Origin of the sequence: Xanthomonas sp. NCPPB 1062, assembly GCF_041481705.2 — a bacterium.
GTDB lineage: Bacteria > Pseudomonadota > Gammaproteobacteria > Xanthomonadales > Xanthomonadaceae > Xanthomonas > Xanthomonas euvesicatoria.
This window is the reverse complement of the sequence record NZ_CM192987.1, coordinates 649,403-671,808: the sequence shown is the minus strand read 5'-3', so window position 1 is coordinate 671,808 and position 22,406 is coordinate 649,403. Positions and strand designations below refer to the sequence as shown.

Genomic DNA, 22,406 nt, shown 5'->3' with positions numbered 1-22,406 from the left:
TAAGTTAACCTGACCCCGTTATCAGGGGAACAACCGGTTGCCCTGCTTTCTGGATGATGGCGATCGATTGCGCTATCTGCACCTGATGCATGAGGCCTTGCACGCCACAGGCTGTCAGCTGCACGCTTACGTCTTGATGGACAACCATGTGCACTTGCTAGTCACGCCACCTGCAGCGGGACGGATCGGGCAACTGATGCAGCGGCTTGGACGAAACTACGTCGCATTGTTCAATGGCCGCCACCGGCGCACGGGTACGCTATGGGAGGGGCGGTACAAAGCGTGCCTTGTGGACAGTGCGGACTACGTCCTTCGCTGCTATCGCTACATTGAGCTCAATCCGGTGCGTGCTCGCCTGACCGGCAACCCGGCAGCGTACCGTTGGTCCAGCTGCCCAGCCAACCTAGGCCAACGCAAGCACTCCGCACTGACGCCACATCCCTGTTGGCTTGCGCTTGGCAGCGACCCGATCGAGCGATCCAATGTCTACCGCACGCTACTAGATGAAGCCCTCTCCGACGAACTGCTTGCCAGCATTCGCCTTCATCTACAGCAGCAGCGAGCCCTGGGCCACGACGCCTTCCGCGCAATGGTCGAAGCCAAGACCCGCCGTTTTGCGGGCACCAGGCCCGCGCATCGGCTACGCAAGCCGAGCGCCGTCAATTGATAAGTTAACCTGACCCCGTTTTTGTCGGACCCCGTTTTTGTCGGGATACCTAAGGACCTGACCCCGTTATTGCCGCTCGCTTAATTACCCCGTCCTCTCTTGCCTCCCTCGGTTAATCTGCGTCTGTCTCCTCATCTCCGCGGTCCGCACTGGCATCAAGGGAAAGGCCCATCTTTGCGAGGAAATCACTCTCTGCCCGAGTAATTTCACCTTCCCTTAGCTCGATAAATCTCTCCGCCTTATCGTCCCGAAGCGCTTCCATCGCTGCCGAGCTAATGAGGTGAGAAGCCAGAACTTCGTCCGCCCTGGTTTGTCCGGAAATCCCAGTGAAGTAAGATCTAGCGTTTCTTGCAAAGCCACTAGGCAGGATTACCCTATTGGCTGGACTGGACACGTATGGCTTACTTTGATTGGGAAAGAAGTATGGAATATTTGCAGAATCCTCGTCTGAAAATACCTGCGCGCCGTCAACATCTCCTTGCTCTGCAGGGTTCTGCGGCTTGTATGCGACGAGCTGCATGAGAAGTGAAGCACGTATGCGAGCCGAACGACGATCAAATGTCTTAGGAAAGCGCCTCACCTCCTGCCTCATGACATCATCCATCCTGGATGGCACGTTGCCGGTTGAAGCAAGCTCACGCATCATTTCGGCAGCATGTCGCACATCGGTGGTAGTGGCGCCTGCGAACCACCCATTAAATGATGTTGCCCAGAACCATTTTTTCAGCGCATCTCGCTGGATATCACTAAACGATACTGAAAGATCCCTCAATGCTCCAAAAAAGATAGCCAACAAGACGAATATTCCCGAATACGGAAGTAGCCTCGAGGTTTTCAAGCCTATCACTTCATTCAAGAATTTTGCCGCGGAATCAAGTGCTGCACTTGCCTTATCCACGGCTCCCTTCATTTGCTGATATGAGGATTTATCAACAACTTTTTCGTATGATGGCCGTGTAAAATCCATGCCGGCGAGTGCAAGAACGACTTGAAGCACTAAGCGCCTCGGAACGTCTCCAAAGCCGCGCGGACGTAGCTGACCGAGGAGCTCATCAATACTCGCTGCGAGATCGAAGGCAGCATCTTCATCTTCTCGGTAAGTCAGAGCAGAAATCATCTGGTCGGCAGTCATTTCTCTGCCGCGCTGATTAACACGCGCGAAGATTGTGACAGCATCATCAAGCGAACCTGATTTCATCACAGTCATCGGAAGTCTGTACTCACGAATAGCCCTCTGGACGGTGTCGGCTCGATCAAGTAATTCGTTAACTTGCTCTTCCGTCAAATTTTCATCGGATGCAATCTGCCTAGCGCGACGGGCAAAATCAGAAGTTCGAAGCACACTTCTCAACGGCAAATGCTTTATTCCAAGCACCGCTCCTGGCTTCATATGTACAAACTGCTGCTCTACCAAATCATATGCGATAGCCCAGCGCCATTGGTCCATCACATCCCTGGGATAGTCTTCTTTAAGCATCAGCACCCCAAACAGAGTCGCTAGGCGCTGATGTCCATCAACAACGTAGGACTTGAGCGTCGGTCCAGTAGCAGGAACCTTCATTGGGCCCACGCTGTCGAGGCTGGAAATCCCAGCACGCTCAGTTTGCCAAATTAACAACGACCCGATTGGATAACCCTTCAGCACACTATCGAAGAGCTGAAGCATGTCATCTGGCGACCACACATAAGGGCGTTGAAATTTAGGAATTCGATATTCGCCAGAGCTGACTGCCTCCAGCAATTCACTCACGACGATGATGTCCGGCTTAGCGGTCGCAACTGGAAGATGGGGCATTAGGACAACTCCGTAATCATGTCTATAAGCATTCCGAGCTCAGTTCGATCTCGAGGCTCCACTTCATGAAGACATCCAGCTCCGTCGGGCCGCATCTGCTCATCAGTAAAGATCGAGGACAAGGCGCTTCCGAAGCCCTCTGCCACTTCATTCCACGAGGCATCAGTAATAGACGCATATAACGCCTTCGTTTGTTCGGCCACCTTGACAGATGCTCGATAGTCATCTCTCGAGACCAGACTGCCTTCGAGCTTAAATCCGACCTTCATGTGATAGTGGCTCCGCTGCTCATCAGTAAAAGTAAACAACGCCTCGACTCTGCTTCTATTTGATAGCGCGACTTTTTTCATGACGTAGCTTTTTGGAATATAGCTTTCTATGGATCGTCTCCTTAGAACATGAAAAAACATCACTCTATCGATCACCTCCGCACGAATCTTCTCATTCGGCGAGTCTCCGGGGAATTTTGAATCACTATCAATAATAACGCCAGACCACATCGACAGTGATTTTTCGTATTTCTTATCAGATCTACCCCAGACTCCCGAGGATAATAATCTCACAGAGCGATCGATGGACCCTTTACCTCCAGCATGCCGAAATGCAAATTTTCCATCTCGATAGGCCTGAATAAAATATGACTTCTTGAGCGCGCGCGCCATCCAAAGCAGGAATGCGCCATCGAACTCCTCATTTTCGACAACCACTTGAAACGGCGTAAATAGAAATGGAAGTACAGTGGACGGCGATATACGTGTCTTGTTTTGAGACACCCTCTCACCGTTTGGTGAGGCGCACCGACAAATTTCGACTACAGATTTAGAAAGCGACCTGTAAGACTGCTCAGTCTGCATCCTCTTGAGTACATCACCAAGATCTCTTGACGAAGCTTTTACCCAAGCAGAATCGATAAGAAGATCTATAGCATTTGGATCTATGTCATGCCGCCGGTTTGAGGCTAGATCGACGACAATTTCAAGGATAGGGCTCCACCGGGGGCTAGCTATCACTTCTTCAGTGATCGATATCCTCATAATCCACGCTCTCGCGCAGCGTTCCGTAGAAGACGAAGATCATCCAATGACTCTTCAAAGACACCTCGCGGCCAAGCACTAGGCTCCCCTCTTTCGTTAAAGGAAATCGCGCGCAGCGGCTCTACTTCATCGCTCCCAGGATCAATATGGTCAACTGAAAGTATGGAAACCATCTCGCAGCTTATTTTACCTTCTGCAATTCTTCTGCGAATGCGGGAAATAAACTGCTCTGAATGTGTTTCTACCACGCAAACCGCGCCAGAGATGACTGAGTCCATCATCAAGTCCGCCATATCTCCATGCGCAGCAGGATGTAGATGAAGCTCAGGCTGCTCCACCACTAGAATTGGCGCATTGAGCTGTCCTGACTGGTATGCAAAATTCTGAACGACTACTGGCAAACACTGTGAAAACCCCGCGCCAGTGTCAGCGAAATCGACTTTGAAATCGAGATTTCCGGCCGCAACCTGGACTACCGGAGCCTCTCCCGAGATGTCGGTATCAACCCCGCCTCCCATGGTCTTTACAAACCATTCGCGTACTTTTGCGCTCACCTCGCCTTTTCTCCTTAGCTTGTCATTGGCAAGAAAATCGAGTGTTCGCTCGCCTTTGGGGCCAAGGCTCTCTACCTTTTGGTGCGGATATCGTCCAGCGCCAATGGCCTCTACACGGAAAGGCCCTAAATATGACGGGAGCGCCAATGCCGCCTTAATCTTCCTAAGGTGAGAATCTACATCCGTAAATACATGCGAAAGATCTGGAATCAGCCCATGCCACGCGACTTTTTCCACCTTCTCGACTCCGCCGACAACAATGCGGTACTGACGCTCGTCATGACTTAATTGGTCAAGATCTGCGACTTCAGCAACAACAATTTCATTTTCGTTTAGCTTTGCGGAGAATCTATCAACTGCAAGTCTTTTAGACTCATTTACATAAAGCAGATTTGTTTCAAAAGAGATTTTTAAATCGCCATCTGAAAAAGTTGCACCGAGAGAAAAAGGCAGCGCGCTACGCGCATGGACCAAATCATGAAGTGACTTGGCATGCCATATACCTCCAGCATTAAGGTCAAGAATCCCGTCAACATTTGCACTCATTGAACCCGCAATTAGAACCGGCAGGCGAGATACGACACTTTTCCCGCTACCATTTTTTCCTATGACGATAGTGAGCGGGGTGATACCAATGACTGTCGAGTCCTTGAATTTTTTATATCGTGAGCAACTAAGTCCTGCAAGCTTCATCTGAATCGCCCTCGTGATTAACGTAGATAGTAAAAGAAAAGGCGACCAATCGGCCGCCTTTTCTTTTTTTTGATCAGGACAAATCAAACCCCAACAGGATTCGCCTTCTCAGGATCAATCTTGTATTGCTTAATCGCCCGAGCCACATCCTTACCCGTCATCTTGCCATCCTTCGCCAACGCAGCAATCGCAGCATGCGCGATGTAGTAACGATCAACCTCGAAGAACCGGCGCAGGTTCGCACGCGTGTCCGAGCGGCCGAACCCATCCGTGCCGAGCACGGTGTAGGTCATCGGGACGAAGGCGCGGATCTGGTCGGCGAAGGCGCGCACGTAGTCGGTGGCGGCGATGGCCGGGCCCTGGCGGCCTTCCAGCAGCTGGGTGACGTAGGGCTTGCGCTGTTCGGCTTCCGGGTGCAGGCGGTTCCAGCGCTCCACGGCGTAGCCGTCGCGGCGCACTTCGTTGAGGCTGGGGCAGGACCAGATGTCGGCGGTGACGCCGAAGTCCTTGTCCAGCAGCTCGGCCGCGGCAATGGCCTCGCGCAGGATGGTGCCGCTGCCCAGCAGCTGCACGCGCAGCTCGCCCTTCTTGGGCTTGCCGGCGTCCTTGAGCAGGTACATGCCCTTGATGATGCCCTCGGCTGCGCCGTCCGGCATGCCGGGGTGGGCGTAGTTCTCGTTCATCAAGGTGATGTAGTAGTACTCGTCGATCTGGTCTTCCATCATCGCCTTCATGCCGTGCTGCATGATGACGGTGACTTCGAAACCGAAGGTCGGGTCGTAGCTACGCACGTTCGGGATGGAGCCGGCGATGACCTGGCTGAAGCCGTCTTCGTGCTGCAGACCTTCGCCATTGAGCGTGGTGCGGCCGGCGGTACCGCCGAGCAGGAAGCCACGCGTGCGCATGTCCGCTGCCTGCCAGGCGATGTCGCCCACGCGCTGGAAGCCGAACATGGAGTAGTAGATGTAGAACGGCAGCATCGGCACGTCGGAGACCGAATAGCTGGTGCCGGCAGCCATCCACGAGGCGATGGCGCCGGGCTCGCTGATGCCCTGCTGCAGCACCTGGCCGGTCTGGTCTTCGCGGTAGTACATCAGCTGGTCGGCATCGACCGGCTTGTACTTCTGGCCAAACGGGGCATAGATGCCGATCTGGCGGAACATGCCTTCCATGCCGAAGGTGCGCGCCTCATCGGCCACGATCGGCACGATGCGCGGGCCCAGTTCCTTGTCGCGCAGGGCGATGTTGAGGCTCTGCACGAAGGACATGGTGGTGGAATAGCTGCGCTCGCCGCTGTCCTTGAGCAGGCGCTCGAACTTGTCGAGCGTGGGCGCCACGAACGACTTGCTGGCCTTGGGACGGCGCGACGGCAGGAAGCCGCCCAGCACGTTGCGGCGCTCCTTCAGGTACTGCACTTCCGGGGAATCTTCGCCGGGGTGGTAGAACGGCACCTGGCCGTCTTCCAACTGGGCATCGGTGACCGGAATGTTGAAGCGGTCGCGGAAGTGCTTGACCGCCGCATCGTCCAGCTTCTTGGTCTGGTGGGTGGGGTTGAGCGCCTCACCGGCCGAACCCATGCCGTAGCCCTTGACGGTCTTGGCCAGGATCACGGTGGGCATGCCGGTGGTGTTCACGGCCTGGTGGTAGGCGGCATACACCTTGTGCGGGTCGTGGCCGCCACGGTTCAGGCGCCAGATGTCGTCGTCGGACAGGCCGGCGACCATGGCCGCAGTCTCCGGGTACTTGCCGAAGAAGTTGGCGCGGGTGTAGGCGCCGCCGAAGGCCTTGCAGTTCTGGTATTCGCCGTCGACGGTTTCCATCATCAGCTTGCGCAGCACACCGTCGGTGTCCTTGGCCAGCAGGGCGTCCCAGTAGCCGCCCCAGAGCAGCTTGATGACGTTCCAGCCGCCGCCACGGAACACGCCTTCCAGCTCCTGGATGATCTTGCCGTTGCCGCGCACCGGGCCGTCCAGGCGCTGCAGGTTGCAGTTGACCACGAAGATGAGGTTGTCCAGGCCTTCGCGGCCGGCCAGCGCGATGGCGCCGAGGGTTTCGGGTTCGTCCGATTCGCCGTCGCCGATGAAGCACCACACCTTGCGGTCGGACTTCTCGATGAGGCCGCGGTTTTCCAGGTAGCGCATGAACTGCGCCTGGTAGATGGCGGCCAGCGGGCCCAGGCCCATCGACACGGTGGGGGTCTGCCAGAACTCGGGCATCAGCCACGGGTGCGGGTAGGACGAGATGCCCTGGCCGTCCACTTCCATGCGGAAGTTGTCCAGCTGGGACTGGCTGATGCGGCCTTCGAGGAAGGCGCGGGCGTAGATCCCCGGGGCGCTGTGGCCCTGGATGAACAGCAGATCGCCCGGATGGTTGTCCGAAGGCGCACGCCAGAAGTGGTTGAAGCCCACGTCGTACAGCGTGGCGCTGGAGGCGAACGAGGCGATGTGGCCGCCCAGGTCACCCGGCTTGCGGTTGGCCCGCACGACGGTGGCCATGGCGTTCCAGCGGATGATCGAGCGGATCTTCCACTCCAGCGCGGAGTCGCCGGGGTGCTTGGCCTCGTTGGCCGGGGAGATGGTGTTGACGTACTCGGTGGTGGGCGAGAACGGCAGGTAAGCGCCGGCGCGGCGGGTCTGTTCGACCATGCCTTCCAGCAGCTGATGGGCGCGCTCCGGGCCTTCGACGTCGATGACGGCCTTGATCGATTCGAGCCACTCCTGGGTCTCGAGCGGGTTCGGATCGTTGTGCAGCACTTCGTTCAACCAGTTCATTAGCGCTCCCGGGGGGACACACCCCGCGGGTGTGTCGACATCGTGAATTCGTGAACCCCCAAGTGTACCGCACGCACCTGTTGCCATTCCTCGCTACGGGTGCGTATGGAATGGGACGCTGTCGTGCGCTGCGTGGAGCCTGGGTGCCTGTTGGAACGCCGATGCGGCGCAGCGGGCGCTGCCGGTGTACGACCAAAGGATGAGGGCAAGCGGCAGGCGATGGCCGGGCGCTGCCGTATCGAGTGGGCCGCTGTGCATGCCCGCCCGTAGGAGCGCACCTGGGCGCGAGAGGCATTCTCGGTGACGCCTGTCGCGCCGGGGTGCGCTCCTACGCAATAGCGGGTCTGTCGGTGCGGCTGGGTGCCGTCGCCAGAACATCCCAGCGACGGGCGCCGCCGATTGTAGGAGCGCGCCTGGCCGCGAGGGGCTTCTCGGTGACGCCCTCGCGCCCGAGGGCGCTCCTACGCGATGGCGTGGTCTGTGGGTTTGCGCCAGGACATCGCCCCGCGGCGGGCGCCGCCCCGTGGCAGCGTGCTGGTCAGAATGCTTGCAGCGCTTCGGTCAGTTGGCCGTTGTTGTTGACTGCGCCCATGGTGTAGCCCTGCCAGCCCGGGTAGGCGTTGGGCTCCCAATAGAACACGCCGAGGACGCGCGCGCCGATGCTGCTGCTGCGGCTGAGCAGGTTGCTGAGCATGGCGCGGGTGGTGGCCGCCTGCTGCCAATCCATGCCGACCTCGGAAATCACCACATCGCTGCCGTAGCGCGCAATCATGTCGCGCATGTTGGTGTCCAGGCGGCTGTTGTAATCCTGCCAGCTGCCGACGGGGGGGTAATGCGACATGCCAATGACGTCCCACTTGCCGCCGGCCGAGCGCAGGTTGTCGAAGAACCAGCGGAAGTTGGCGTTGTCGTAGCCGTTGGCCAGATGCACGACGACCTTGGCGTTTGGATACACCGCCTTGGTGGCGGTGTATCCGCTGTTGATGAACTGGCCCAGGGTGGCGAAGTTGGGCGTCTTGCCCTCGTTCCACAGCATGCCGCTGTTGATCTCGTTACCCACCTGCACCCAGCTGACGGTGATGCCGTTGTCCTTGAGGTATTTGAGGATGCCCTGGGTGTGGCTGTAGACATCGGTGTTGAGCTGGGCAACGGAGTGGCCGGCCCATGCCGCCGGTTTGGTCTGCTTGCCCGGGTCGGCCCAGCTGTCGCTGTAGTGGAAGTCGATCATGATGCGCATGCCTTGCGCGGCGGCGCGCTTGGCCTTGTCCAGGGTGTCGCGGCCATCGTTCCAGCCGCCGGACGGGTTGACCCAGACGCGCAGGCGAATGGCGTTGCCGCCGACATCCTTGAACAGCTTGATGAAGTCGGTGGTGTTGCCGGCTGCATCGCGAAAGACCTGCGGCGGATTGTTGGCGGCCTGTTGATTGAGCCAGCTGACGTCCGCGCCTTTGGCGATGCCTTGCGCGCTGACGCCGGCGCTGCACAGACACAGCAGCACGATGAGCCATACACGGTGGTAGTGCCTGCAAAAGATGGTCATGAAACGCTCCCTCGATCGATGGATGTCGCGCCGGTTGGCGCCTTGCTTGATCCCCTGTCTTGCCTGGTGCGTGAGCGCGGCGTGGCATGTGCCTGGCCGTGCATTGCTGCAAATCCGTGGCGATTCAAGCACGGCCGTACAGCCCGGTTGAGGCCGCTATAGGTGCGGGGAGTTGTGGCATAGCTCGATGCAGGAAAACCTTGCATTTGCACGCCTCGCGCGGGCCGGTTGTTGTGCAGATGCAGCAGCAGTGGTGCGTATTACTGCGCGAATGAACGCAAAAACGCCGGGCAGGCCCGGCGTCTTGATGCAAGGTTCGATGGTGGCGATGTGCAGTCCGGACGGCGTGCGGCATGGGCCGCAGCGTGATGTGTCACTTCACACCCAAACGCTGCAGCGCCAAACGCCCCTCAGCCCATGGCGCGTGCGCCCTGCTGCTGTTGCTGGGTCTGGGACTGTTGCTGCTCCAATGCCGTCGACTGACGCGCCGCGTTTTCGGCGACGCGTTGGCTGCTCTGTTCCAGCGGGGTATTCATTGCCGTCATGGTGTCCACGCTCACGCGCAGCTGTGCCGGGTCGTCGACACGTCCTTGCACGGCGAAGGTGCGTGCGGCATCCGGGCTCATCATCACCCCATCGATGCGCTGGCCACCGGCGGCGTGCATTTCCGATGCGAGCGAACCGGATAACTGCGCGCTGTGCTGGTCGGGCGTGCGCCCGGCACGTGCGTCCTGCGCATGCACGCCGCGCTGGGCATCCTGGAACAGGCCATTGCCCACGTGCCCGGGTTGATCGATCCGCAAGGAAGTATGGCCGTTGCCATGCTCGCGTGCGTCGCGTTTGGCCGGCTCGCCCGGCGCGAGCGGGCCGCGGATGGCATCGATGGCGTCCTGGCCGAGGCCGCGCGCGCTACGCGTAAGGATAGTGGTACCGGTGCGCAGCCCATCGATATCGCTGCGGTACTCCTCGATCATGCGCTTGTTCTGCTCGGCAAGTGGGCGCGCGTTGGGGTCCCTGAGCGCAGAATGTTCGCCCAGAAAGTTGCCCAGCTTGTGCGCTCCGAGCGACCCGCCGGCAGCAACCAGCGGGTAGTCCGGAATCAGAAAGTTTGCCTTGCTATTGCTGTAGCCGGCACCACTCAAGGTGGTAATCTCATCGGGCTTGGCGTACATGCGCACCTGCCCGAAGTGCGGCGATGCCGCGCTGACCGGGTCCGATGCCATGACGTGATTGATCACGCTATTGCCACCTTCCGGAATGCGATAACTCAGACTGGCCGCGCCATACGCGTTGAAGGTTTCGCCCTTGAGGTCGTAGTGGTGTGCGGACACCTGCGCAAGCGCGCCGCCGAGCGAATGGCCGGTGACGGTCACTTCCGGTTGATGACCGGTTCGCTTGCCGACATCCTTGGCGATGTCCATCGCATGCTTGGTCAGCGCAAGCGCATCTGCAGCCTGTGGATTGGTCCGCGAGGTGACCATAGTGGCATCGGTGAGCACGTCATTGACCGCGCCCTCGGTGCCTCGATGCGCAACCACGATCTCGCCACTGGTTTCACGGCGGTAAACCGTGCCCTGGTAACCGTTGGATTGATTGTTGACGTGATCGAGAACGGCATAACGCTCTCCCTCGATCGTGACGATCTCTTCGTGCCCCGGTGCACGCCGACCGACGGCGCGATCCTTGTAGGCGTCCTCGGATAAACCGGCATATTGCGGTGACGGAATACTCATGGCGCAACTTCCTTGGCAGCCAGCGTGATGGTGAAGAGATTGTCGCGGATCTCAGGCTTGAAGTTCTCCGGGCTGAGCTCGCCGGTGTCCGGGAAACTCTTGGATTCCGAGCGCGGATAGCCGTCTTTCCAGTAGTACTTGGTCACCGCCTGCTGCGCGGTCACCGTCTTGGCTTCGATAAACGACAAGAACCGCGTGTCTTCTTCGGCACCGGTGGCCTTGAGCAACACGCTGGCGCCGCTGAATTCCCAATGGCACACGCCGCGACCGTAGTAGTCCTCGTCCTGCATCAGATCCAGATACACGGTGCCGCGGTATTCGGTCTCGGAAATCTTCTTGAGCGCGACATTTTCCTGACTGGTGATGCGGCCGGCTGTGCCGGTTTCGGGCTGGATCTTGCCGCATTCCTGCTCATTGCTGACGTCGTATTGCGCCGCAGCCTCCACCAGGCCAAACGCGCCAGGCGCCTTGTCCACGGTGAGCGTGACCTCGTAGGCCCTACGCGGACTCGGATTCACCTTGGCAAGACCGCGGCCGCCGGCCTGGACGTCGGCTGCTGCAGTTGCCTCGGTGGCGGGGGAATGGGTCTGGGTCATGCTGGTCTCCGGGGGGTGACAGGCCGTAAGCAAAAGGGCCAGCAGGCTTGGGGTCAACATCTGGCGCAAGGCCGGCCTCCGTGGCAGGTGGGCGGCCAATCTAGTCCGCTCGCGTTCGGCCGGTCAATCGAGACCTCGTGAGGATGAGGCTGCCAGGGAGAGTTGTGCGTGGCAGCAAAGCTGCCATGATCCAGCGCAGCCGCTGCCACGAAGAATGCGCCATGCGCAACCGCCCGCGATCACTGCCACCCCAGACATCGGTCGCCGCGCGCATGCCCTGGCGCCGCAGCTTGCGCATGCGTGTGCTGCTGGCGGCCACCGCAGTGCTGGTGGCCCTGCTGACGGTGCTGGGCACGGTGTTCTACCTGGGCGCACGCGCCGAGCTGGTGGAGGCGGCGCGTACCGAGGTGGATGGCCTGACCGAACAGACCGCGCGCAGCCTGGCGGCCTTGCTCGATTCGGTGCAGGTGAGCGGGCGCACGCTGGCCGCCAGCAGTAGCGGCGTGGGGCTGCAGCCGTTCAATCTGCGTGCGTTGCTGCTGGCCACGCTCACCGGCGACCCGGATATCGGGGCGGCGCGGCTGATCATCGCACCGCGTACGCAAAAGGCCGGCGACAGCGGGTTTGTGTGGTACGTGCACCGCAGCGGCACGCGCATCGCAGAAAAATCCGCGCTGGAACTGGGTTATGACTATCGCGCGATGCCCTGGTATCTGCGCACCCAGCGCGAGGGCCGCGCATGGTGGTCCGAGCCCTACCTGGATGCCAACGGCGGCGGCCTGTACACCAGCTACAACCTGCCGCTGCGCCGGCCTGGCGATGCACCGGATACGGCGCCGGTCGGCATGGTGAGCGTGGATCTGCCGCTGCAGCATCTGCGCGAGATCATCGATCAGCTGCCGCGCGATATCGGCATCCAGACGATGCTGCTGTCGCCGGAAGGCCTGCTGGTCTTCAGCCCCGACCCGGCACTGAATCTGCGCCATTCGCTCACGGCCTACGTGGCCCGGTCGCGCCCGGATCTGCGGCCATTGCAGCGCGCCGTGGCTGCCGGCCAGCCGATTTCGTTTTCGCACACCGCGCCCGATGGCGAGCGCTTTCTGACCCACAGCGCGGCGGTGGGGCGCAGCGGCTGGACCTTCGTGCTGTCGGCCTCCGAAGGCTACGTGCTGGCCGGCCTGAACTGGCTGGCGGCGTGGGTGGCGCTGGCCGCGCTGCTGGGCGCGTTGGTGTGGTGGTGGTTGATGCGGCGGATCACGCGCAAGTTGACGCGGCCGATCGAAGAACTGACGGACACCGCCGAGCACTTCCGGCGCGGCGAATTCGAATACCCGTTGCAGCACATCGAACGCGACGACGAGGTAGGCGTGATGGCACGCGCCTTCGACAGCGCACGCGATGCGATCCGCCATCACATCGCCGAGATCGGCGAGATGACCGCCGCGCGCGAACGCATGCACAGCGAGCTGCAGATTGCGCGCGAGATCCAGCAGGCGATGCTGCCTTCCGGGCGCACCTTCGACCGCGCCAGTTCGCATCTGGAAACCTGCGCATGGCTGGAGCCGGCCAAGGCGGTGGGCGGAGATTTCTACCACTTCGTGGAAACCGAACCGGGCCTGCTGTGGTTCGTGGTGGGCGATGTCTCCGACAAGGGCGTGCCGGCGGCCTTGTTCATGGCGCGCGCGGTGAGCGTGCTGGAGATTGCCGCACGGCGGTACACGCGCCCGGACGCGATTTTGATTGCCGCCTCCACGCGGTTGGCCGAAAACAACGAGACCTGCATGTTCGCCACCGTGCTGTGCGGCCTGATCAACGTGGTCAGCGGCGACTACTGGCTGGCCAGCGCCGGGCACGAGCCGCCCTTGTTGATCGATATCGATGGCAAGGCGCGCCCGTTGCCGCTGGAAACCGGTGCACCGCTGGGGATCGAGCCGCAGGAATCCTACCCGGTGCTGCAGGGCCGCATGAGCGCAGGGCAGACCTTGCTGGGCTACACCGATGGCGTGACCGAGGCGATGGACGAGCGCGGCGCCAGCTACGGACTGGAGCGGTTGCTGACGGCGCTGCACCCGCGCCGCAGCGCGGCGGCGCAGTGCAAGGCGGTGATCGCCAATATCGCCCGTTTCACCGGCACGGCCGATCCGTACGACGACATCACGCTGCTGGCGATCCGGCTGCGCCAGGAGCATGCTGGGCGGGTCGCACACGCTGGCCGGGACGCGCCCGGAAAGGCAACGACTGCATGAAGCTCGATTTGGCCATCGCGCCATCGCTGGCCCAGCTGGCGGGCGCCAACGATGCGCTGGAACAATCGCTCACGCTCGAGGGCCTGCACGCCGAGCGCATCGGCCAGGTACGGCTGATCGTGGAAGAGCTCGGCTGCAATGCGCTGACCCACGGCCAGTGCGCGGCACAGCCGCTGCGTTTGCAGCTGCAGCTGGACGCGCAGGCGCTGGTATTGGAAATGCACGATGCAGGCAGCGCTTTCGACCCCTGCGCCGCGCCCATGCCCGAGGTGACCGACGAGCTCGACGACCGCGCCATCGGCGGGCTGGGGTTGTTTCTGGTCCATCAGTTCGCCGATCACATCGACTACCGCCGCGATGGTGCATATAACGTCGTGCGCGTCACCCTGCTGCACCCGTACGCCCCTGTCCCCGAGGCCCTGTCATGACCACGCTCGCCATTCAGATCGACCCGCCGCAAGACACCCGTCAACGCGTCACTCTGACCGGGCGGCTGGACACCCACACCTACCAGGACCTGGACGCGGCACTGTCGCCGTTGCTGGGCACCCGCATCACCACGCTGGTGCTCGACCTGAGCGCACTGGAATACATTTCCAGCGCCGGCATCCGCTGCATCTTCAAGGCGCGCAAGGCGCTGGCCACGCGCCAGGGCAAGGTGCTGGTGAGCAACCCGCAACCGCAGATCCGCAAGGTCTTCGACATGGTCAAGGCGGTGCCGTTGAGCGACGTGTTCGCCTCCACCGAAGAGCTGGACGCGTACCTGGCGGCGATGCAGCGCAAGGTGATCGAACAGAGCGCGCAAAGCGATACGCCGATCGTGCCGCACTTCGCCGAAGCCTGAGCGCAGCTGTACTACCGACGGGGCCCACCGCCGGGCGCGGCAAGGCACGTTGCGGCTTGTACGCGCGCCGTGCGGTCGCTGCGGGCTTTCCATCGGGGCTGACGACTGCGCGCCACATCGATGTCGCCGCCGACGTCGCCTGCGCGCACATGTGGGGACCTGTGCGCGTGGGTGCCGGCACCACCTTGGTTAGGCTATGACGCCCTGCCCTGCGCGTTGCCATGCCCGCACTGATCATCTTCGATTTCGACGGCACGCTTGCCGATTCGTTTGGTTTTTTCCTGAGCACCCAGCGGCTGCTGGCCGAACGGCATGGCTTTCGCGCCGCGCAAGCGCATGAAGTCGACGATGCACGTCGCCTAAGCACGCGCGAATTGCTCAAGGCATCGGGCCTGAGCGCGTGGCGCGTGCCATGGGTGGCGGCCGACTTCATCCGGCTCATGCGCGCCGCGCCACCGGTGGCGTTGTTTCCCGGCATTGCCCACACCGTGGGCGCGTTGCATGCCGGCGGCAGCCGGCTGGCCGTGGTGTCGTCCAACTCCGTGGAGAACGTGCAACGCGCGCTAGGCGCAGAGCTGAGCGCCACATTTGCCGTCATCGAAGGCGGCGCGCATCTGCTGGGCAAACAACGCGCCTTGCGTCGTGTGCTACGTGCCACCGGGCACACTGCGTCGCAAGCGGTGTATGTGGGCGACCAGGTCGCCGACTGGGAAGCCGCACAGGTCGTGGGCTTGCCGTTTGCCGCAGTGGCGTGGGGCTATGCGCATCCGGACGTGTTCGCCGGGTTGGCCGGAACGCAGTTGATCGAACGCGTGGAAGACTTGCTTGCGTTGAGCGGGGAATAGGCGGCGGGGATGGGGGATTGGCAAGAGTTGGGCATTGCCGGTAATGCGTGTCGACGTACCCTCATCCGCCCTTCGGGCACCTTCTCCCGATGGGAGAAGGAAGTGCGATCCCGGTGCGCGTGGTGATGCGCCCGGACAGCGCCAACGTCTACACCCCACCAACCCGCGGCAACGGCGCCGGTACGTTCAACATGCCACCGGCCGCGACATACGCTGCCAGGGCCTGCCCCTGGCTCAACAGGTGCCCGTGCATGGTGCGCTCGGCGCCTTCGGCATCGCCACGTCGCACGCAGTCCATCAGTTGGCGATGTTCCGCCAGCGATTGGGCCATGCGCCCGGGCGTGAGCAACTGACGGCCGCGGTGCATCTTCAAGATGCGGTGCAGATCGTGCGTCACCCGGATCAACCACGGATTGCCGGCGTACTGCTGCACGGTTTCGTGGATCAGGTAATTGTTGCGGTAATACTCGGCCACATCGCCGGCCGCGGATGCGGCTTCCATTGCCGCGTGCAGCTCTTCCAGGCGCTGCACGCCGGCCGCATCGATGCGCTTGACCGCATCGTGCGCGCAGCGGCCTTCCAGCATCGCCATCACCGGAAACAACTGGTTGAGGTCTTCCAGCGTCAGCCGGGTGACCCGGCTGCCGCGGCCGGCATCCAGTTGCACCAGGCCTTCGGCCGCGAGCAGCTTGAGACTTTCGCGCAGCGGCGTGCGGCTGATGCCCAACTCTTCGGCCAGGGCCGGCTCGTCGATCCACTCGCCCGGCGGCAGCGCGTACTCGTAGATCTTCTGACGCAGGCGCTCGGCCACTTCCTCGTACAGCGGCACGCGCTTTTTGGAGGCGCGCGAATCAGGAGCGAGGGTCATGGCGGGCAGGCTATCGGCATCGGGTCGGGGCACCCATTCTACGTGGGCGCCCCGCTGCGCTGTGGCGCGCGGACCGCATCACAGCCAGCCCGGCACCACGAAGACCAGCCACGCCGCCAGCGGCCCCAGCAACACCACCAGGCCGCTGTAGATCAGGAAGCGGCGGAACAGGCCGTCGCGCTCTTCCTTGGCCGCCGAGGCCACCACCAGCGCGCCGTTGGTGGAAAACGGGCTGACGTCGACGATGGTGGAGGACACGGCCAGCGCGCAGATCACCCCGGCCGCGCCCAACTGGCCCTGCATCAGGAAGGGCACCGCCAACGGAATGGTGGCGCCCAGCACCGCTGCCGACGAGGCGAATGCAGAGACGATACCGCCGACGTAACAGACCAGCAGCGCGCCCAGCAGGGGCATGCCGATGTGCGACACGCCGGTGCCGATGTAGTCCACCGCACCGGATTTTTCCAGCACGGCGATATAGGTCACCACGCCGCTGATCAGCAGCACGGTGGACCAACTGATGCCGTCCACCGCGCCTTTCTGCGCGTTGGGCGAGATCAGCGCCAATGCCACCGCCACCGTGATCGAGACCAGGCCGACGTTGAGGTTGTAGATCAGCGCAGCAACGCCCAGACCCAGCAGGCCGATCAAGGTGATCACGCGGTCGCGGTTGATCGACACCGCCTCCAATGCCAGCGGGTCGGTGGACAAGGTGCCGCCGCCCGGCGCCACCAGCGCACCATGCCCTTCGATCGCGAAGCCGCGGTGCGATGCCTGGTCGCCGGCAACCGCAACGTACTGCGCATCGGCCAGCGACAGTTCCTGCCGGCGCATCAACTTCAACCCACCGAAGGCGCAGAAGCAGATGATCGCCATCATCAGGTTGAAGCCCAGGCTGGTGAGAAATACCGCCATCTCGCTGACGTCCATCCCGGCTTTTTCGACCACCTTGTTGGTGATGCCGCCATACACGCTGATCGGCGAGAAACCGCCGCCTTGCGCACCGTGGATCACCAGCAGGCCCATCATCAACGGGTTGATGCAGTACTGCTTGGCGAAGCGCAGCGCCACCGGCCCGATGATGGCCACCGCCGCCGGCCCCAGCGCACCGAAGGCGGTCAGCAGCCCGGTGATGACGAACATCACCCAGGGGATGGCGACGATGCGCCCCCGTACCGCGCGCACCGCCCAGTGCACCAGCAAGTCGATGGTGCCGTTTTTCTGTGCGATGGCGAACAGATAGGTAATGCCGACCAGGGTCAGGAACAGGTCGCCCGGAAAGCCGGCCAGCACTTCCTTGCCCTCCAGCCCCACCCACACGCCGCCAATGATGAAGGCCAGCGCGAAGGCCACCGCCCCCATGTTGATGGGCAATGCGGTGGCGACGATGAACATGATCACCAAGCCAAGAATCGTTGCAATTTGCGGGGTCATGCGCCCTCCCAGACACCTGATACGCGTACAACACGGATGGCCGCCCGCCATCCTGGGGTCACACCGTGTGCAGCACCTGCCTGATCGTCATGCCGCGCGCTCGCACGCAGCCATGACCCATTCGAGAACACCGTGGGTGCTGTGGAATTCGTCCACCGAGCGCGCTTCGCATGCCGGCAGCACCTCGCGCGCCATCCGCGCCAATGCGCTGCCGGGGCCGAGTTCGAGGAACACGCGTGCGCCGCGTTCGGCGGCTTGTACCAGCACGTCGTACCAACGCACGGTCTGCGCGATCTGTCTGGACAGCGTGTCGACCACCAAGGCCTGCGTACCGACCGTACGTGCATCGATGCCTGCCAAGACGCGCAGCTTGGGCGCGGCGAGCTGTGCGGTCGCCAGTTCAATGGCAAAGCCTTCGGCAGCCGCGCTCAACCACGGCGTGTGCGCCGGCACGCTGACCGGCAGCAGCGTGACGCGCGCACCTTGTGCGCTGGCAGCCTCGCCAAGCGCCTGCAATGCAGTGCGCGGGCCGCCGAGTACGGCATGATCGTCGCCGTTGATGATGGCGAGCGCTGCGCCGTGCGTCTGGCACAGCGTTTCCAGGGCGCGCAGTGGCACACCGATCACCGCCATCAGCCCTGCCTGCTGCGGGCTGGCCGCATCCATCAACCAGGCACGCGTCGCCGCCAGCTGCAGGCAGGTGTCGATGGACATGCTGCCGGCCACCGCATGTGCGGCAAGCTCGCCAACGCTATAACCGAGCACCAGCAGCGGCGTGGGGAGTTGCGCACACAGTGCCTGCCAATGCGCCAGCGTGCCGGCGCAGACCAGTGGTTGAGCGATGGCGTTGGCGTAGCGGCACGGATCTGCGGCCGTTGCTTGTGGTGCGACGCCAAGCACGCGCTGTGCGCTGGCGAAGACGGCGGCCGCCGCAGGCGCGTCTGCGACACGCGCGAACATCTCGGCGTGTTGGCCGCCTTGGCCCGGGCAGAGCAAGGCCAGGCTCATGCGGTGGCCTGACTGCGTTCGCAGGAATGTCGTGCGCGCAGCCTGTCGTGTTCCATATTGCGCGCGATGTGCCGCCGGGAAACCTGGACGCGGAGATTGACCGAGGGACAACGTGCGCCGCTTGTCGCGACGGCAGGCAGGTCAGCAGCCGTTGCGGCTGCGAGCAAAACGCCGCGGCATTGCCGCTTCGCAGGCACCACCTGTTTTGCAGCCAGCGAGCAAGCGCGGCTCATGCCAGCTCCTGCCGATGCAGGAACCATGCACAGGCCAGCAGATCCGCGCTGCCGCCAGGGCTCAGGCGACGGGCGACAAACTGCTGGCCGATGGCATGCAACTGCGCGCGCCACTGCGGGTGGGCAATGCCGCCGTCGGCAAGGAAGGCTGTCGCCTGCGCCTTGGCGAATGCCAGGCCTTCCGGCCCGCCACGATGCAATAGATTGAGATCGTCCACCTGGGCGATGAGCTGCATCAGGGTCTGCACCAGCGCCGCTTCACGCGTGGCCCCCCCCGCAAGCGCGGTACGCAACGCAGGCAGGGCGATCTCGCGCAGCACCGGATACCCTGCCGCGGCCTGTTCGCGCACGCCACTGATGCGGTATTGCGCACGCACGCGCTGGCCATGGCTGTGCGGGTCCAACGGTGCAGCCTGCAATGCATCGCGCCAGGCGCGTACGCCATCGCAGACCTGTTCTGCAGTGGGGCGCCGCCGCTGCTCACCGCGCAGGCGTGCAGCCTGCGCAGTGAGCAGGCCCAGGCTGAAAATCGCGCCGCGATGGGTATTGACGCCACAGGTCGCGCGCAACATCGCGGACTCGGCCGCGATGCCCAGCTCGCGAAGCCGCTCGAACGGCGCGTGGTCGATGCCGGCCTGGGCAATGGCGACAAAATAGCCACGCAAGGCGAACAGGCTACGCACGAAGGTGGCTGCATCCATGTCGGTGTGGCTGCCGCTGTCGAACGGCGTCACCAAGCCCGGCTTGGGCGCACAGGCCAGTTCTGCATACAGGGCGCCAACCGCCAGCCGGCCGAGCCGGTAGGCAGCATCGCGCGGCGGTGCAAGCGCACTGGCAACGCAGTGTTGCTGCAGCTGTGCGCTCATGCCGCACTCCGGGCCGGAAATAGCGCAGCACGCGGCAACAGCCGGCAGTCCTGGTTGGATTTCACCAACACCTGTTGCGCGTTTCCGGCGTACTCGCGCCAGTTCACCGCGTTGTCATCGGGCAACCGCAGTTCGCCATCGGCACGCAGCCCGTGCTGCTGCTCCCAGCGCTGCAGCAGCGTGACCAGCGCGCACGCTTGCTCTGGCGTTTCGATGGGCCACAGCAGATCCAGGTCCGATTGCGCGTGCACGTACGTCAGGCCGGTCAGGGCTTGCCAGGCAAAGCTGCCGAAGACGTGCGGGCGCAACGCATGCGCGTGCGCTTGAGCGAGCAGGACCTGCAGTGCCGGCTGCACCGTGACAGGCGCCTGTGGCGTCACCGCATCCAGTGTCAGTGGGGCAATGCAGCGTGCGATATCGGCCACGTGCGCCTGCAGGGCCAGACGCTGCTTGCCTTCGCTGGGCGGCAGCGGCACGCCAAGCCGAACGCTGCCGGGTGCCTGACTGCCATCGCCACGCGCCACCACCGCTGGCAGGCCGGCCGCGAACCACTGCCGCAGCCGTGGCTGCGCGCCAGGCGTGACGGCCTGCCACTGCGCATCTTCGCGCAACCACACCAGAGCGTGGCGGACGGCCATGCTCAGGCCTCGCCCGCAGCCACGGCGCTGGCGACATCGCGCGCCAGCGTGCGCCCGCCGCGTTGCGCTCCGCGTGCACGGCGCTGGTCGCCGTCGACCGGCGCGGCCAGTGCGTCGAGCAGCGCCTGCGCCAGATCGCCTTCCCACAGCGATTCCACCGCGCCCATGCGCACGTAATTTTCCACGCCCGGCGCAAACACCGGCGAGCTCTTGCTCAATGCCTGCAAGGTGTCGACCGATTGCTTGGTCACGCGTGCCATCGCACGCAGATCCATGACCCGGATCTGCGCATCGGGCAATGCATGGATATGGTCGGCCATCAACCCGAACGACAGGAATCCACCGCTGACCGATTCGCCATAGACCAGCGTGACCAGCCGCGCACCGCGCGTGCGTGCCAACTCCAGCGCACGCGCCAGGTGCGCGAAATACCCGTTGATGCCCAGTAGTTCATCGCGCCGTGCCAGCCGCTGCCCGGCGGTGTCGGCCAGCATCACGATCGGGCGCTGCGGGTATGCGCGGGTACTCGCTAAGACAGTGGCAGCCAGGGCCAAGGCGTGATCGACACCGACTTCGAGCTTGTTGGCGGTACCGATCACGGTGACATCGCCGGCGGCGGTGGTTGCGCTGCCGGTCAGCACATCGTCGTTGCGCGCGATGGCGTGACCGAGCGGAAACAGCTGATCGAGCAAGTGACTCAGGTCCATGGAAGGCTCCGGTCTGCGGTCGCGGCAAGAAAGGCCTCGGTATCGAGCAGCGGCAGGCGCTGCGCATCGACGATGCCTTGGCGCTTCCAGATCTCCAGCCCGTCGCGGCAATCGCCGTAGGCATCGATGCGCGCCGTCAACTGCTGCTGCGCATGCTCCAGCGCCTGCAATGCGGCCTCACCCGTCGCTTCGGCGAGTGCATCGAGCGTGGCCAGCGCTGCATCGGCGAAGGCATCGATGCGATCGGCCACCAACGTGTGGGCTTCGCCAAGCAGGTAGCGGTGTTTGCCGCCGGTGATGCGCCACACCAGCGCACGGTCGCGCGCGTCGAACTCTTCCACCCCGCGCACGGTTTCGATCACGTCCGGGCCGGACAACGACAGGCGGCCTTCTTCGGACATGATCACCGCGCTGCAGCAGCGCGCCACGATGCCCATGCCGCCGAACGCACCGTTGCCGCTGCCGATCAAGGCCAGCACCGGCACACCGGCGGCACGCGCGCTCAAGGTGGCACGCATGATTTCGGAAATGGCGATGAGCCCTGCATTGGCTTCGTGCAGACGCACGCCGCCGGTGTCCAGCAGCAATAGCACCGCTGCCGGCTGCATGGTTGCGGCGCGCTCCAGCAGGCCGGTGAGCTTGGCGCCATGCACTTCGCCCACGCCGCCGCCCATGAAGGCGCCTTGCTGCGCAGCGATCAACACGTTGCGGCCGCGCAAGGTGCCTTCGCCCACCACGATGCCGTCGTCGAAGGCGCCGGGTGTGTCCAGTTGCGCCAGGTGCGGGCTGATCAAGCGACGCCGCGGACCAACGAATTCGCGAAAGCTGCCGGCATCCAGCAGACCCTCGATACGTTCGCGGGCATCGGCTTCGTAGTAGCTGCGCTGGGCCATGGGAACGGTGCTCATGTGCGACTCCCGATGACTTGCGGAGGAGCGCACCTGGGCGCGACCGCAGCGTTATTGGGAACGCCTGTCGCGCCCGGGTGCGCTCCTACGCAGCGGAGTGGGCGGCTCATGCGTCAGCTCCCTGCAGCACATCCAGCGCTTGTTCCAGGCGCAGGCTCACCACCGCCGGCGTGGCGCCCACGTCGTTGATGCTGATGCGCACATCGCGCAGTGGATGGCGTGCAGCGAAATCGTCCAGCACTGCCTGCCAGATTGCGCCAAAGCCGCGTGCAGCAGTGAGGATCTCGATCTCCATGGCGCCCTCGAGCGGCACGCGCTCGACCAGCACTTCCAGATTGCCGGAGGCCACGACACCGACCAGCGCGTGTTCCAGCCCGGCGCGTGCACCGCGCTGTCCATCAAAGCGATATCGCAGGGTTTCCATGC

At 62.9% G+C, this 22,406-nt stretch carries 20 protein-coding genes; 5 read left to right on the top strand and 15 right to left on the bottom strand.

Annotated elements, in window-relative coordinates; all coding sequences use genetic code 11:
* Positions 1 to 37 precede the first annotated feature (37 nt).
* Entirely contained in the window at positions 38 to 667 is a 630-nt protein-coding gene (locus ACCQ16_RS02895) for a transposase (protein ID WP_372380200.1), read from the top strand.
* Between the two features lie 112 nt (positions 668 to 779).
* Here ACCQ16_RS02895 and ACCQ16_RS02890 read toward each other — a convergent pair whose 3' ends face one another.
* From ACCQ16_RS02890 to ACCQ16_RS02860, 7 genes are all read right to left on the bottom strand, one after another.
* The gene (locus tag ACCQ16_RS02890) at positions 780 to 2,462 is read right to left on the bottom strand and encodes a GmrSD restriction endonuclease domain-containing protein (protein WP_372380199.1); all 1,683 of its coding nucleotides are present in this window, start codon (positions 2,460 to 2,462) and stop codon (positions 780 to 782) included.
* Positions 2,462 to 3,235 carry a hypothetical protein gene (locus ACCQ16_RS02885; protein WP_372380198.1) on the bottom strand — a complete coding sequence of 258 codons (774 nt, stop codon included), beginning with the start codon at positions 3,233 to 3,235 and terminating at the stop codon, positions 2,462 to 2,464. Before ACCQ16_RS02885 ends, ACCQ16_RS02890 begins: the two co-directional genes overlap by 1 nt.
* 257 nt (positions 3,236 to 3,492) lie before the next feature.
* Positions 3,493 to 4,743, bottom strand: a complete 1,251-nt coding sequence (locus ACCQ16_RS02880) for an AAA family ATPase (protein WP_372380197.1) — start codon at positions 4,741 to 4,743, stop codon at positions 3,493 to 3,495.
* 83 nt (positions 4,744 to 4,826) lie between these two features.
* Positions 4,827 to 7,514 (bottom strand): pyruvate dehydrogenase (acetyl-transferring), homodimeric type, encoded by a 2,688-nt coding sequence (gene aceE, locus ACCQ16_RS02875; protein ID WP_031420889.1) that lies wholly within the window; start codon positions 7,512 to 7,514, stop codon positions 4,827 to 4,829.
* Positions 7,515 to 8,052: 538 nt separating this feature from the next.
* Positions 8,053 to 9,054, bottom strand: coding sequence for a glycosyl hydrolase 53 family protein (locus ACCQ16_RS02870; RefSeq protein WP_014089250.1), 1,002 nt, complete (start codon positions 9,052 to 9,054; stop codon positions 8,053 to 8,055).
* A gap of 410 nt (positions 9,055 to 9,464) precedes the next feature.
* Complete coding sequence (locus ACCQ16_RS02865; RefSeq protein WP_277572950.1) at positions 9,465 to 10,787, bottom strand: XVIPCD domain-containing protein; 1,323 nt, start codon at positions 10,785 to 10,787, stop codon at positions 9,465 to 9,467.
* Complete coding sequence (locus ACCQ16_RS02860) at positions 10,784 to 11,383, bottom strand: hypothetical protein (RefSeq protein ID WP_029818546.1); 600 nt, start codon at positions 11,381 to 11,383, stop codon at positions 10,784 to 10,786. Before ACCQ16_RS02860 ends, ACCQ16_RS02865 begins: the two co-directional genes overlap by 4 nt.
* A 137-nt stretch (positions 11,384 to 11,520) precedes the next feature.
* Here ACCQ16_RS02860 and ACCQ16_RS02855 point away from each other — a divergent pair, with 137 nt between their 5' ends.
* From ACCQ16_RS02855 to ACCQ16_RS02840, 4 genes are all read left to right on the top strand, one after another.
* Positions 11,521 to 13,629: a SpoIIE family protein phosphatase gene (locus ACCQ16_RS02855; protein ID WP_011346239.1), complete on the top strand. Its 2,109-nt coding sequence runs from the start codon at positions 11,521 to 11,523 to the stop codon at positions 13,627 to 13,629.
* Entirely contained in the window at positions 13,626 to 14,057 is a 432-nt protein-coding gene (locus ACCQ16_RS02850; RefSeq protein WP_007969522.1) for an ATP-binding protein, read from the top strand. Before ACCQ16_RS02855 ends, ACCQ16_RS02850 begins: the two co-directional genes overlap by 4 nt.
* Entirely contained in the window at positions 14,054 to 14,473 is a 420-nt protein-coding gene (locus tag ACCQ16_RS02845) for an STAS domain-containing protein (RefSeq protein ID WP_008576612.1), read from the top strand. The genes ACCQ16_RS02850 and ACCQ16_RS02845 overlap by 4 nt, the downstream gene beginning before the upstream one ends.
* Positions 14,474 to 14,694: 221 nt before the next feature.
* The gene (locus ACCQ16_RS02840) at positions 14,695 to 15,318 is read left to right on the top strand and encodes an HAD hydrolase-like protein (RefSeq protein WP_277572951.1); all 624 of its coding nucleotides are present in this window, start codon (positions 14,695 to 14,697) and stop codon (positions 15,316 to 15,318) included.
* A gap of 148 nt (positions 15,319 to 15,466) precedes the next feature.
* Here the strand turns inward: ACCQ16_RS02840 and ACCQ16_RS02835 are convergent, their stop codons facing one another.
* The 8 genes from ACCQ16_RS02835 to mdcC form a co-directional block, all read right to left on the bottom strand.
* Entirely contained in the window at positions 15,467 to 16,186 is a 720-nt protein-coding gene (locus ACCQ16_RS02835; RefSeq protein WP_003483271.1) for a GntR family transcriptional regulator, read from the bottom strand.
* Positions 16,187 to 16,264: 78 nt separating this feature from the next.
* Complete coding sequence (locus ACCQ16_RS02830) at positions 16,265 to 17,620, bottom strand: SLC13 family permease (protein WP_372380196.1); 1,356 nt, start codon at positions 17,618 to 17,620, stop codon at positions 16,265 to 16,267.
* A gap of 87 nt (positions 17,621 to 17,707) precedes the next feature.
* A complete protein-coding gene (gene mdcH / locus ACCQ16_RS02825; RefSeq protein WP_277572953.1) occupies positions 17,708 to 18,628 on the bottom strand; it encodes a malonate decarboxylase subunit epsilon in 921 nt (306 codons plus the stop codon).
* Between the two features lie 229 nt (positions 18,629 to 18,857).
* Positions 18,858 to 19,727 carry a triphosphoribosyl-dephospho-CoA synthase MdcB gene (gene mdcB, locus ACCQ16_RS02820; protein WP_011050391.1) on the bottom strand — a complete coding sequence of 290 codons (870 nt, stop codon included), beginning with the start codon at positions 19,725 to 19,727 and terminating at the stop codon, positions 18,858 to 18,860.
* Positions 19,724 to 20,365 (bottom strand): malonate decarboxylase holo-[acyl-carrier-protein] synthase, encoded by a 642-nt coding sequence (gene mdcG, locus ACCQ16_RS02815; protein ID WP_277572954.1) that lies wholly within the window; start codon positions 20,363 to 20,365, stop codon positions 19,724 to 19,726. Before mdcG ends, mdcB begins: the two co-directional genes overlap by 4 nt.
* 2 nt (positions 20,366 to 20,367) lie before the next feature.
* Positions 20,368 to 21,072, bottom strand: a complete 705-nt coding sequence (mdcE, locus tag ACCQ16_RS02810) for a biotin-independent malonate decarboxylase subunit gamma (RefSeq protein WP_008577480.1) — start codon at positions 21,070 to 21,072, stop codon at positions 20,368 to 20,370.
* Positions 21,063 to 21,965: a biotin-independent malonate decarboxylase subunit beta gene (locus tag ACCQ16_RS02805; protein ID WP_122273344.1), complete on the bottom strand. Its 903-nt coding sequence runs from the start codon at positions 21,963 to 21,965 to the stop codon at positions 21,063 to 21,065. The genes mdcE and ACCQ16_RS02805 overlap by 10 nt, the downstream gene beginning before the upstream one ends.
* A 121-nt stretch (positions 21,966 to 22,086) precedes the next feature.
* Positions 22,087 to 22,404: a malonate decarboxylase acyl carrier protein gene (mdcC, locus tag ACCQ16_RS02800; protein ID WP_029818538.1), complete on the bottom strand. Its 318-nt coding sequence runs from the start codon at positions 22,402 to 22,404 to the stop codon at positions 22,087 to 22,089.
* Between the last annotated feature and the right edge of the window lie 2 nt (positions 22,405 to 22,406).